Raw genomic sequence first — 12,836 nt, forward strand, 5'->3', positions numbered from 1 at the left:
GTACTAGCGCGAAGGCGTCCGAGCAATTGAGCTCGGACGCCATTGTCGTTAATCACCTATCTCTTTAAACCAAAAGAAGTTGCACAGCGTGCAAGTTTGCACGTAGTGTAATTATGTGACTACCCTGAGCGCCGGCACTCGCCGAGAACAAAACAAACGTGCCACTAAACAGGCCATCGTGGATGCTGTTGCGCAGCTTCTCCATCAAGGATCCTCAACTGCACCGACCGCGAACGACATCGCCGACGCTGCTGGGATTTCCAGGCGCACGCTGTTCAACTACTTCCCAACAGTGGACGCCGTCTATTCCTATCCCCTGCATCAGCTACTAGATGTCACGGTGGAAACCATGAGTGAGCCGACCGAGACTTTCACCCTGCTTGACTCGATTATGCAGGCTCTAAAATCTGACAAGGTTGCTCAGCTTCTGGGTCAGGTGGCCTACTTTGGCGCTTTTGTCATAGCCGATGAAGACAGCCGTTGCCTGCCGGCCAATGTCAGCGAATGGCAAAAGGCAACCAATGATCTCTTTGCAAAAGTCATCGCCCGCTACCCGCAAGCAGACAGTTTTTCACTGCGTGTTCTCACCCATTCAGTTTTGGGCGCTGGCCAAGCCGCCTTTGATGAATGGATGGAACACGTCCCGTCCAATGTGAACGCAAGCATGGACATCACTCCTGAGCTCATTGCTAAGTTCCACGCATTGGTAACCAAGGCAATGAACACACTGGATCAAGGATTCGCACCACCTGCGATGAACAGCATCAGCACTTCGAAGGACATCTAAGCTCATGGCATCATTCCTCTACCGCCTGGCACGGTGGGCACATCTGCACCGTTTCCGGGTCATTTCCATGTGGTTAGCAACGTTCATTTTCATCGGAATCTGCGCCAGTCTGTTCATGGGACAGCTCTCCAACACGTTCACCTTGCCCGGCACTGAAACCCAGCGAACCCTGGACCGGATGAAGGAAGAACTTCCTGATCTGGCCGGCGGCTCTGGCTCGATCGTCTTCCGCGAAAGCACCGGCAAACAGCTAAGCCCCTCTCAGCAGAAATCCATTGGCGAGTCCTTGGAGCAGCTTTCACTGCACCCACAGGTTGCTGACGCGATGAGCCCTTTTGAGCTTCAAAAGAAGCTTGATGATGCCCAGCCTGAACTTGATAAAAACAATAAGAAGCTCGTTGATGGTCAGAAGAAGCTAGAAGACGCCAAAAGAAAATTGCTGACGGCAAGGTACAGCTCGAAGACGGTCGCGAAGAACTAAAAACCGGATGGGCACAGTACTTCGACGGCGAAAAGAAGATCAAAGATGGCGAACCTCAGATCACCGCTGCCGAAACAAAGCTGGCGGACAGTCGCGCGCAGCTGAATGCCGGACAAGCCGAACTCGACTCCGGAGCGTCCAAGCTTGCGGCCGGTGAAGCCAAGTACAACGACGGTCTAGCGAAGTACCAAGCGGGCAAGCAGTCTTATGATGCTGGCCAGGCTCAGTACACCGCGGGAGAAAACAAACTTGCCGCCGCACAAAAGCAGCTGGCTACCGGTGAACAGCAGTATGAAGCCGGAGAAAAGAAGCTTCTAGGCAACTCTTCACGAAGCGAATTCGAAGCCTCATTAGCTACAGGAAAGAAGAAAGCACAGGCGGGCCTTTCGCAGGCGGAGGATGGACTGGCCAAGGCCACTGCCGGTGTTGAACAGGCAGATGCCTCCATCAAACAGCTCAACGAGCAGATCTCGGCCACCGAAAAGGCACTAGAACAAGCAAAGAGCGATGAGGATGAACAAGCCGTTGCTCAATACACCGAAACACTAACTCAGCTCCAAGCCGGATTGGCGCAAGCTGAAGAGGGCAAGGCCACCGCGCAAGCAGGGGTCAAGCAAGCCCAAGCCGGCAAGGAAGAAGCCAATGCCGCGTTGGACCAGATTGCTCAGGGCGAAGCTGGTTTAGTCAAGCTTGATGCGGCAAAGAAAAACTTGATGATGGCCAAGCGCAGATCACCTCGGGCCGTAAAGAATTGGACGCCAATAAGCCCCAACTCGCCGCAGCCAAGTCTCAGCTGGCTGACGCAAAGGCCGAGCTGGATAAGGCAAAGTCTGAAATTGCAGCTAACAAAGCCAAGCTGAATCAGGGGCAGGCACAGCTAGATTCTGGTTGGGCCAAGCTGAATGCTGGTCAGCAAGAATTCGACCAGAAGAAGGCCGAGTTCCTCGAAGGTAAGGCGCAGCTTGCCGCGGCCAAAGCAAAGCTTGAGACCGGCGAAAAAACCATTAAGGAAAAAACTGCCGAGCTTGAACAAGGCGAAAAAGACGTAGAAAAGGGCGAGAAAGAGTTAGCCTCTGGCCAGGCCGAACTGCAGTTCGCTTCACGTCAGGTTGGCGCCAATTCGGATATGCGTTTTGTCTCTGAAGATCAGAGCACTGCCGTCTCCCAGGTCAGCTTCAAAGTGCAGACCGATGCATTAACGCCGGCAGACCGCGAACAGATCAAAGCCATCGCCGCTGGCCCGCAGGCCAATGGTGTTGAGGTGCTGTTCTCCAAGGACATCATGCAGGATATGTCTGAGGTCTTCGGCTCCTCGGAAATCATTGGTGTGGTCATTGCGGCCATCGTTCTGCTGGTCATGCTGGGCACCTTTGTTGCCGCTGGTCTCCCGCTGGTACTAGCAATACTGGGTGTGGGTGCCGGCGTTGGTACCACCATGGCCTTCTCCTCACTGATTGACATGGCCTCGATTACTCCCGCCCTCGCTTTGATGCTGGGCCTCGCGGTGGGTATCGACTACGCACTGTTCATCATTCACCGTCACCGCACGCAGTTACTTGGTGGCATGGAGGTGGGTGAATCCATCGCGCGTTCGGTTGGCACCAGTGGCAACGCCGTGGTGTTCGCCGGTTTGACCGTGATCATCGCGCTGGCCGCGTTGGCAGTGCCGGGCTTGCCATTCTTGACCGTGCTGGGTCTATCGGCGGCGTTCACCGTGTTCTGCTCGGTACTGTTGAACATCACCTTGCTGCCCGCATTGCTCTCCTTGGTCGGACACCGCCTGGTTTCCAAGCGTGCCCGCAACAAGGCCGCGACGATGGTAAAGAACCCAGAAATTAAGGAGCCGCTGTCCGCACGTTGGGTTCGCACCGTCACCAAGTTTGCCGTTCCAGTCACGCTGTTGGTTGTGGTGCTCCTTGGGGCAATCGCCCTGCCTGCGTCCCAGATGCGCACCGCGTTGCCAGATGGCAGTGCTGAACCGGCTGACTCACAGGCATTCCAAGCCTTCGAGCAGACCAGCGATAAATTTGGTGCCGGCTACAACGGTCCCCTGCTGGTCCTGGCTGATCTGCCGGAGAACCTGAACGAGCGGGATGCGCAGACCAAGTCGTTGGACGTGGCTGACAAGATCCGTGAATACGACGGAGTGGTCGCAGCCATTCCGGTCACAATGACCGATAACCACCGTTTGGCAGCCATCCAGGTCATTCCGACCGGCGGCCCCTCCTCCGAACAGACCGAGGCGCTGGTTCACCAGTTACGTGCTGACCACACCAAGATTGCGGACGCTACCGGCGCAAGCATCGCGGTGACCGGTCAGGTGGCCGCTCAGATCGATGTGTCTGAAAAAGTCACCGCGGCACTGGTTCCTTACCTGAGCATTGTGGTTGGTCTGTCGCTGATTCTCTTGCTCTTGGTTTTCCGCTCCGTGGTGGTTCCGCTCTTGGCAACCGGCGGCTTCCTGTTGTCTTTGGCAGCGGCCTTTGGCGCGAGCACCTTGGTCTACCAGTTCGGTTGGTTCTCCAAGATCTTCGACGTCAATGTCCCCGGTCCCTTGCTCAGCTTCCTGCCGATTCTGCTCACCGGTATCCTCTTTGGTTTGGCCATGGACTACCAAGTGTTCTTGGTATCGGCCATGCGTGAACGCTACGCGCACGGTGAGCCAGCCAAGGATGCAGTTCGTTCCGGCTTCTCGATGGCGGCTCCGGTGGTTACCGCGGCAGCGTTGATCATGATCTCCGTCTTTGCCGGATTTATGTTCTCGCATCTGGCCATGCTCCGCCCGTTGGGCTTTGCCTTGGCATTCGGAGTGCTCTTCGATGCCTTCATCATCCGCATGACCTTGATTCCTGCAGTGATGCACTTGCTGGGCGACAAGGCTTGGTACCTGCCAAAGTGGCTGGACAAGATCCTGCCCGATGTTGATGTGGAAGGATCTAAGTTAAATCAGATGCTTGAGTCCGAGGACTCTGGCAACGATGATGAGCGAGATCAGGACTACACCAAGGAAAATGTCTCGGTATGAGCGATTTGAATAAATCAACAGCGCAACTGGTTTTGGCCTCGGCTTCATGGGGACGCAAGAAAGTGCTTAGCGATGCTGGTCTGCAATTTGAAACTCAGGTTTCGAAGGTGGATGAAGATGCGGTTTTAGCCAATGCAGTCGCTCAGTTCGGTCAACAGAGTCCAGCGCAAACAGCGCAGCTACTGGCTAAGGCCAAAGCTGAAGATGTCGCAGCTGGCCAGCATCCTCAAGGCACCGTGGTGCTTGGCTGCGACTCGGTCTTTGAACTGAACGGTGTAGCCTACGGCAAACCGCACACTGAACAGGTTGCGCGTGAACGGTGGCAGCAACTAAGCGGTTCCACCGGAATTCTGCATTCTGGTCATTGGCTGATTGATCCAAATGATCCAAGCAAATCTGCTGGAGAAGTCTCCTCGACGGTCGTGCATTTTTCCACGGTCAGAGAGGCGGAGATCCAGGCTTACGTGGCCAGTGGTGAGCCACTACCTTGCGCCGGAGCCTTCACCATCGACGGACTGGCCGCAGCCTTTATCGAATCCATCGAGGGCAACTTCCAGAACGTTGTCGGTGTGGACGTATTTGTTCTACGCAAGCTTTTGACTCAAGGCGGAATCAGCATCATAGATCTTTGGAAATAATCACTGAATCACGCGCCTAGGAGCACTGCTCCTAGGCGCGTAGTTCTTTGCTGGCCAAAGTTGTCTGCGCGCTCAAACCAAGCTGGCGCACCTGGTGCGTGCGGCAGTCGTGGCACTGTAGGTATTGCACAATCCCCTGGGAGGTCTGGTGACTAGATTGCACTTCCCAGAAGTGCTCATGGCTGGTCGTTGAGGATCGTTGATCAATGCTGGGGCTGTAGTTCGTTGTGGTCATAGAATCAGCATGATGTAATGTCCTTATGCAACTCAACCCTTACGGAGAGTATGCGGTTTTACTCGCTGCTTCCTTGGCAAATAACTGGCCGGAAAACCGCGATGAGATCGAAGCGCGCACTCGCGAGGTCGGCATGACCATGCCTTTTCCGCGGCGCAGTGCCGACCATAGTCAAACGCGCGCCATGATTGATGACTGGTTGCGCATCGTTGATGCGGCTTCGGATGAAGAACGTGCTGAGCTATTAAATCTGCAGATGGCCCAAGCTTCCGCGTATCCACGCATGGTCAATCACGATGGAGAAGGGTGGCATCTGCACTATCGCGATAACGGGCAGAATATGCCACTGGTACTGCGGTCGGTCATTGCGGTGGGAACGGCCCTGCATCTGAGCACCCGCGGCATGCACCGATTGCGTCGATGCGAAGCCGAACCCTGCACCCAGGTGGTTGTGGATGTAACGCGCAATGGACGACAGCGTTACTGCTCGGTGCGCTGCGCCAATCGAGCTGCGGTCCGTCGCCACCGCGTGCGTCAGGCCTAAAGGTTCATCGGCAAAATCCCACGCGGACATCCCGGACAGCAATCAAGCTTTCACTTGTAGTTCCTCCTACGTCCCCTCACGTTCAGCCGCGCCTACCCCGCTGGCTCTGCTCAGCTCCGCTGAACAGCCTTTCAGAGACCTAATATTTGTAGGATTCCTCCAAAGTTTCATCTCAAACACCCGGGTTTGGCGGGTTAACTACATATAGTTCCCACAAAAACGATAGGCTCCTAGATGAGAAACCCTATTTTTTGAAGACAGGTTCACGATGAATCAATTGACGAAGGTGCTAATCGCCAACCGCGGCGAGATTGCAGTGCGCATTATCCGTGCCGCACGCGATGAAGGAATCGAGTCCGTAGCGGTCTACGCCGACTCCGACCGCGATGCACTGCATGTGCGTTTGGCTGATGAAGCCTACGCGCTGGGCGGCATCACCGCTGCCGAGTCATACCTTCGCATTGAGAAGATCTTGGACGCTGCCGAACGCTCCGGCGCGGACGCTATCCACCCGGGTTACGGCTTCTTGTCGGAGAACGCGGAATTCGCTCAGGCAGTCATCGACGCCGGCCTGACCTGGATCGGCCCTTCGCCAGATTCCATCGATCAGCTCGGTGACAAGGTCAAGGCCCGCCACATCGCTGAGAAGGTTGGCGCTCCGCTGGTACCAGGTACCAAAGATCCTGTCGCTTCAGCTGACGAGGTCTACGCCTTCGCCGATGAGCACGGTCTGCCACTAGCCATCAAGGCTGCCTACGGTGGCGGCGGACGCGGTATCAAGGTGGTTCGCAACCGCGAGGAAATTGGCGAGCTTTATGACTCTGCAGTTCGCGAAGCCGTCGCAGCCTTCGGCCGCGGCGAATGCTTCATCGAACGCTTCCTGGACGCACCGCGCCACGTAGAAACTCAGTGCTTGGCCGACGTGCACGGCAACGTTGTTGTTGTCTCCACCCGCGACTGCTCGCTACAGCGCCGCAACCAGAAACTGGTTGAAGAAGCTCCGGCACCATACTTGAGCGAAGATCAGATCACCCGACTCTACGAAGCGTCCAAGGCGATCTTGCGTGAAGCTAAGTACACCGGCGCTGGCACCTGCGAGTTCTTGGTGGGCCAGGACGGCGTGATCTCCTTCTTGGAGGTCAACACCCGCCTGCAGGTAGAGCACCCAGTCTCCGAGGAAGTGACCGGACTGGACTTGGTTCGCGAACAGTTCCGCATCGCCCGTGGCGAAGAGCTGGGCTACACCGATCCAGAAGTTCGTGGTCACTCCTTCGAATTCCGCATCAACGGTGAAGACGCTGGCCGCAACTTCATGCCAACCCCGGGCACCATCTCCAAGATGAACCTGCCTTCGGGTCCTGGCGTGCGTGTTGACTCGGGTATCGAGCAGGGCGAAAGCGTCTCCGGTAACTTCGACTCGATGATCGCTAAGCTCATCGTCACCGGCGGCACCCGTGAAATTGCTGCAGCACGTGCCCGTCGAGCACTGGAGGAATTCCAGATTGATGGCATGGCTACCGTTCTTCCATTCCACCGTGCAGTGATGAGCGACCCAGCATTTGTTCCTACACAAGGTGCTTTCACGGTCCACACCCGCTGGATCGAGACCGAATTTGCCACCGCCATTGAACCGCACCCAATGCCAGGAGCGTCAGAGGACGCTGAAGATTCGCAGCGCACCAGCGTCACCGTTGAGGTTAACGGGAAGCGCCTAGAAGTGACCCTTCCTTCCTCGCTGGGCTCAATCTCTGCCGGCAGCGCCGATCAGGGCGGAGCTAAGAAGAAGCGTAAGTCCAGCCGTAAGGCAGCTGCTGGCTCCAGTGCCAACAGCGCTGAGCTGCGCTCCCCTATGCAGGGAACGATCGTGAAGGTCGCCGTTGAAAATGGCGCAGAGGTAGCTCAGGGCGATCTGATCGTGGTGCTTGAAGCCATGAAGATGGAACAGCCGATCACCGCGCACCGCGATGGTGTGGTTAGTGGCCTAGAGGTAGCTCCCGGCGAGACCTTGTCTTCCGGTGCTGTGATCGCTTCGATTGGTGACGCAAGCTAGTTTCTTTCGCAAAACTGGTGGGGGTTCTTTTAAGGTATTTTCCTTGAAAGAACCCCCACCGGTGTTCTAACTTTCCTGTATGGCTACTGGGCAGCAAGCCAATCGGTGAAGTTCACTTGTCCTAGCCGGGCAGAGCTACCAGGCAGGATTCCGCCAGTACGCATCGCTTTACCCATGGCACCGGGAACCGGGACTTCAACGATCTTTGGTGATTTGCCTTGGTGTGCAAGGTACTGGGCAAAAAGATCCGGCATGCTCTCTTCTTGCGGTCCGGCCAGATCCTGAACCACACCCTGAGCAGGAGCCAACGCCAGCTCGGCTAGCGCGATCGCTACTTCACTGCCGGCAATCGGCTGGAGACGCATTTTTGGGGCCATTTGCACGGGGCCTGCGCCAAGGCGAGTGATGTTTTGACCCACAAATTCATGGAACTGAGTGGTGCGCAACAACGTGTATCCGCCGTCCAGCATTTGCAGCATACGTTCTTGGGCAGCTTTGCCGGCATAGTAGCCGGAGTCGATAGCTGCAGCACCGATGATGGACAGAGCCACGTGGTTCTGCACCCCGGCCTCGCGTCCGGCGCTGACCAGGTTCGCGGTGGACTGGGTGAAATAACGCATCGAAGCTGATGCGCTGGTGGTCGCGGAGCCAGAGACGTCAATGACCGATTCGCAGTCGGTCAGCCACTGCCGTACGGAGTTCTGGTTAGTCAGGTCGCATCCTGAGGAACGTGAAAGAACCAGCGGCTCATGACCAAGAGTTCTGAGTACTTCAACGACTTGGCGTCCTAACATTCCGGTGCCTCCGGCAACTGCAACGCGCATGACTGCTCCTTTTTGATCCACAGTGACTGTGTTCCCATGCTCGCACATCTATGTACGGATGCAACGAACGGAAACAACGAACTAAGGCCTGCCCAAACACCATCATGTGGTGTTTGGGCAGGCCTTAGGCGTGAAGCGCAGTTCAATTATTCAATGAATTCTTCCATGTCAACATCCGAAGTGTCTCGGGTGAGGAACAGGGCAATCAAGGTCAGTACTGCGGCAATTGAGAGGTAGATACCAACACCAACGGTGTTGCCGTCTCCGGCCTTCCACAGGGCTACTGCAACAAATGATGCAGGAGCAGCGCCGATCACCGAGGACATGTTGTAGGCAACCGCAGAGCCGGTGTAGCGAACGTTGGAAGGGAAGAGCTCAGGCAGGTAGGAAGCCATTGGGCCAAAGGTCATGCCCATCAGCGCGAAACCAACAATCAAGCCTGCCATAGCGGCTGCCTGACCTGGACCGAAGAACAAGGTCCAGGCAAGGCCGAAGACCAAGATGCCGGTAGAAACCCACATCAGGAACTTACGACGGCCGAACTTCTCAGCCAGTGGGCCGGAGACAACGGTGAAGATACCGAAGAAGACAACACCGATGATCAGCATGGTCAGGAAGGTTGGACGTTCAATGCCCAAGCCTGGAACAAATCCGGCTGCGTCAAAGGCCTTGCCCTTGGCTGCAGCAGCCGCAGAAGCCGTCTCAACGGTAGCGGGCTGGGTGCCATAGGTCAGGGTGAAGGAAGTCATCAGGTAGAACAGCACGTAGGTTGCCAGCATGATGAAGGTACCAGCCAAGGTTGGACGCCAGTGCTTCTTCATGGTCACCGCGAATGGCGACTTTACAACCTTCTTCTGATCCAGAACCTTCTGGAAGGAAGCGGACTCAACCAGCTTGAGGCGAACCCACAAACCGATGAGAACCATAACAGCCGAGAAGAAGAACGGAATACGCCAGCCCCATGCTTGGAACTGCTCTGGGGTGCTCCAGGTCTGCAGAGCCACAAAGATTAGGTTGGCAATGATGAAACCGATTGGTGCGCCCAGCTGTGGGAAGGTGCCGTAGATGGCACGCTTGTTCTTTGGAGCATTTTCTGTGGCCAGCAGTGCTGCACCGGACCACTCACCACCCAAGGCCAAGCCCTGTGCAAAGCGCAGGATGACCAAAGCTAGCGGCGCCAAGATGGTCCAGTGACCGGCAGCTGGCGGCAGGAAGCCAATCAGGAATGTCGCAATACCCATGAGCAGCAGCGAGGCAACTAAGGTGCCTTTACGTCCCAGCTTGTCGCCGTAGTGACCGAAGACAATCGATCCCAATGGACGGGCCAGGAAGGCAACACCGAAAATCGCGAACGAAGAAAGGATCGCGTTGATTGCGGTGGCGTTCGGGAAGAACAGTGCTGGGAACACGAGCACCGACGCGGTGGCGTAGGCGTAGAAATCGAAGAATTCGACTGTAGTGCCAATCATGCTGGCGAATAGCACGCGTCCGCGTGAGTTCCCCTTGGGCACCACTGTCTGGTTAGCCTGCGACATTGAGGCTGCTCCTTAGAGTGAAAGTACGAGTTGGTCGTTCATTTACGAATGTCACAATCTTAAGCCTCGCTGCCCAGTATTCGGATATTGATGTCCATTATTTGGACACCAAATCCCCACCTGACGTTCACTACCCTCTTACTTCCCGGGAAAATAGCCGAATTTCGCCGTTCACATAATGAGATATGACTAGCAAAAAGAAAAGTTTTCTTCCGCTGAAGGCAGGGTCAAGGTGAAAACAATCACTATTACTTGCGACTCCCTTAAACAACACAAGAACGGCAGCTGAGTTGTGAAAACTCAGCTGCCGTTCTTGGATGCTAACCGGTGTTTAGAGGTGTCGGTGAAGGCGCCGTGCCGCCTCGCCCAACGAACCGGACAAGGATGGGTAGACCGTGAAGGTCTCTGCCACGTCATCAACGTGCAGGCCGTTCTGAACTGCCAAGGCCAGCGAGTAAATCAGTTCACTAGCTCGCGGTGCTACCACCACACCGCCAATGACGGTGCCTGAGCCCTTGCGCGAAACGATCTTCACAAAGCCGTGCTCCACGTTCATCATCTTGGCGCGAGCGTTGGTGTTCAAGTCCACCTTGATGATGTTCGCCTGGTACTTGCCCTCAGCTACTGCGCGCTGGGTGACACCAACGGTAGCGATTTCTGGGGAAGTGAAAACGTTCGAGGCAACCAAATCCAAGTTCAGCGGCTTCACCGTGTCGCCAAGAAGGTGAGCTACGGCAATACGGCCCTGCATCGCAGCTACCGATGCTAGTGCGAAGACGCCGGTGCAGTCACCGGTGGCGTAGATGTTGGTTGCGGTAGTACGCGAAACACCGTCGACCTTGATGTGTCCAGATTCGCTGAGCTGTACGCCAGCTTCTTCCAGACCGAGGTTTGCGGTGTTGGGGATGCCGCCAACTGCAACGAGGCAGTGGCTTCCTTCAAGTACACGGCCATCGGCCAAGGTGACAAAGACCTTGTCGCCCTTGCGCTCTACGCCTTCGGCGCGAGCCTGGGAAACAACGTTAACGCCGTTTTCCTTGAAGGCATCTTCCAGCACTGCCGCTGCGTCTGCGTCCTCGCCCGGAAGGACTCGGTCACGCGAGGACACCAAGGTGACCTTGGCGCCTAGCAGCTTGTAGGCGGAAGCGAACTCAGCGCCGGTGACACCAGAACCGATCACGATCAGGTGCTCTGGCACCTCGTTCATGTTGTAGATCTGGGTCCAGTTAAAAATGCGTTCGCCATCTGGCTTAGCCGTAGGCAATTCGCGTGGGTGGGCACCGACGGCCAGAAGAATGGCGTCAGCATCGATGTTCTGCTCGGTTCCATCCGGGTGAGCCACAGCGACGGTGTTCGCGTCGAGAAGACGACCTTCACCAATCACAATGCGCACGCCACCACGTTCTAGGGTGTTGCGAATGTCCGAGGACTGCTCTTTGGCCAAGGCCAAGAGTCGGTGGTTGACCACCGAGAAGTCGGTAACCGCTGAGTCGAGTCCTTCAACGTGGACTCCGAATGCTTCAGCTTGCTTTACGCGGCGCACAGCGTCGGCGGTAGCAATTAGGGTCTTGGATGGGACGACATCGGTCAGCACTGCCGAACCGCCCATGCCGGCACGTTCTACAACGGTGACGTTGGCGCCCATTTGGGCTGCTCCGATGGCAGCTTCATAGCCACCAGGTCCTCCGCCGAGAATTACTAAACGGGTTGCTTCACTACTACTGTCTGCGCTCACAATTTCTATTGTTCACCATGTGCGTTCAATGCGCACATCGAAAGCCAGATTTTGGACGTGACATTGATTCTGAAGCACTAGCTTCACCTGACAAATAGCCCCGCTACCGGTAGCGTATTGCCCGTGACTGATACGCATAATGACCCACAGGCTCTAGCAGCGCAGGCTGCACAGGTAATCGCTGAGCAGACCAACGTCGAAAAACACGACATCGCGCTAGTGCTGGGCTCCGGATGGGGCCAGGCCGCCGAATTGATCGGCGAAACCACCCACACCTTGGACGCCACCACGATTCCAGGCTTCCACGCCTCGGCCGTCCCAGGCCACAAGGGCAGCATCTCCTCGATCCTGACCTCCACCGGAAAGCGAGTGCTCGTACTGGGCGCACGCACCCACTACTACGAAGGACGCGGCGTTCGCTCGGTCGTCCACCCAATCCGCACCGCTGCAGCCGCAGGATGCGAAACCCTGGTACTGACCAACGGTTGCGGTGGCCTGAATGAGAACTGGACCCCCGGCACCCCAGTGATGATCTCCGATCACATCAACCTCACGGCCACTTCCCCATTGGAAGGCGCCACCTTTGTTGATCTGACCGATCTTTACTCTTCACGCATTCGTGAAATCGCTCGCGAAGTAGATTCAAGCCTGGATGAAGGCGTGTACGTGCAGTTCACCGGCCCACACTACGAAACCCCAGCCGAGGTGCAATACGCCAAAACTATTGGTGCAGATTTGGTTGGCATGTCCACCGCGCTGGAAGCGATTGCCGCACGCCACGCTGGCATGGAGATCTTTGGCATGTCATTGGTGACGAACCTGGCCGCTGGTATTAGCCCAGTTCCACTGAGCCATGAAGAAGTCATCGAAGCTGGCCAGGCTGCTGGCCCGCGCATCTCCAAACTTCTAGCCCAGATCATCGCCAAGCTCTAAGGTTATCCGGGCGGTATAGGCAAATAATGGTGTTTTTCTCAAAGGGAAA

The 12,836-nt window shown here is 56.2% G+C and carries 10 protein-coding genes; 7 read left to right on the top strand and 3 right to left on the bottom strand.

The annotated features are described in order from the left end of the window. The first annotated feature begins 115 nt into the window (after positions 1 to 115). The 6 genes from N6V40_RS15700 (at position 116) to N6V40_RS15725 (ending at position 7,760) form a co-directional block, all read left to right on the top strand. A complete protein-coding gene (locus tag N6V40_RS15700) occupies positions 116 to 787 on the top strand; it encodes a TetR/AcrR family transcriptional regulator (protein ID WP_131090126.1) in 672 nt (223 codons plus the stop codon). Between the two features lie 4 nt (positions 788 to 791). Continuing rightward, a complete protein-coding gene (locus tag N6V40_RS15705) occupies positions 792 to 1,268 on the top strand; it encodes a hypothetical protein (protein WP_262198187.1) in 477 nt (158 codons plus the stop codon). A 751-nt stretch (positions 1,269 to 2,019) separates the two neighbouring features. Beyond that, complete coding sequence (locus N6V40_RS15710) at positions 2,020 to 4,293, top strand: MMPL family transporter (RefSeq protein ID WP_262198189.1); 2,274 nt, start codon at positions 2,020 to 2,022, stop codon at positions 4,291 to 4,293. After that, positions 4,290 to 4,931 carry a Maf family protein gene (locus tag N6V40_RS15715; protein ID WP_131090128.1) on the top strand — a complete coding sequence of 214 codons (642 nt, stop codon included), beginning with the start codon at positions 4,290 to 4,292 and terminating at the stop codon, positions 4,929 to 4,931. Before N6V40_RS15710 ends, N6V40_RS15715 begins: the two co-directional genes overlap by 4 nt. A 260-nt stretch (positions 4,932 to 5,191) precedes the next feature. Continuing rightward, on the top strand, positions 5,192 to 5,710 hold the full coding sequence (locus tag N6V40_RS15720) for a CGNR zinc finger domain-containing protein (RefSeq protein ID WP_131090130.1): 519 nt from the start codon (positions 5,192 to 5,194) through the stop codon (positions 5,708 to 5,710). 268 nt (positions 5,711 to 5,978) lie between these two features. Then, positions 5,979 to 7,760: an acetyl/propionyl/methylcrotonyl-CoA carboxylase subunit alpha gene (locus N6V40_RS15725; protein ID WP_131090131.1), complete on the top strand. Its 1,782-nt coding sequence runs from the start codon at positions 5,979 to 5,981 to the stop codon at positions 7,758 to 7,760. Between the two features lie 83 nt (positions 7,761 to 7,843). On the opposite strand, the gene N6V40_RS15730 is transcribed toward N6V40_RS15725, so the two are convergent. The 3 genes from N6V40_RS15730 to N6V40_RS15740 all read right to left on the bottom strand — a co-directional run bounded on the left by N6V40_RS15730 (position 7,844) and on the right by N6V40_RS15740 (position 11,854). After that, the gene (locus tag N6V40_RS15730; RefSeq protein ID WP_165477361.1) at positions 7,844 to 8,584 is read right to left on the bottom strand and encodes an SDR family oxidoreductase; all 741 of its coding nucleotides are present in this window, start codon (positions 8,582 to 8,584) and stop codon (positions 7,844 to 7,846) included. A 146-nt stretch (positions 8,585 to 8,730) separates the two neighbouring features. Beyond that, positions 8,731 to 10,119, bottom strand: a complete 1,389-nt coding sequence (locus tag N6V40_RS15735) for an MFS transporter (protein WP_131090133.1) — start codon at positions 10,117 to 10,119, stop codon at positions 8,731 to 8,733. A 331-nt stretch (positions 10,120 to 10,450) separates the two neighbouring features. Further along, positions 10,451 to 11,854: an NAD(P)H-quinone dehydrogenase gene (locus N6V40_RS15740; RefSeq protein ID WP_131090134.1), complete on the bottom strand. Its 1,404-nt coding sequence runs from the start codon at positions 11,852 to 11,854 to the stop codon at positions 10,451 to 10,453. A gap of 123 nt (positions 11,855 to 11,977) precedes the next feature. Between N6V40_RS15740 and N6V40_RS15745 the strand changes: the two genes are divergently transcribed. After that, on the top strand, positions 11,978 to 12,787 hold the full coding sequence (locus N6V40_RS15745) for a purine-nucleoside phosphorylase (protein ID WP_396268018.1): 810 nt from the start codon (positions 11,978 to 11,980) through the stop codon (positions 12,785 to 12,787). Positions 12,788 to 12,836 lie beyond the last annotated feature (49 nt).

The sequence above is a fragment of the Glutamicibacter sp. M10 genome, assembly GCF_025452055.1.
Classification (GTDB): domain Bacteria; phylum Actinomycetota; class Actinomycetes; order Actinomycetales; family Micrococcaceae; genus Glutamicibacter.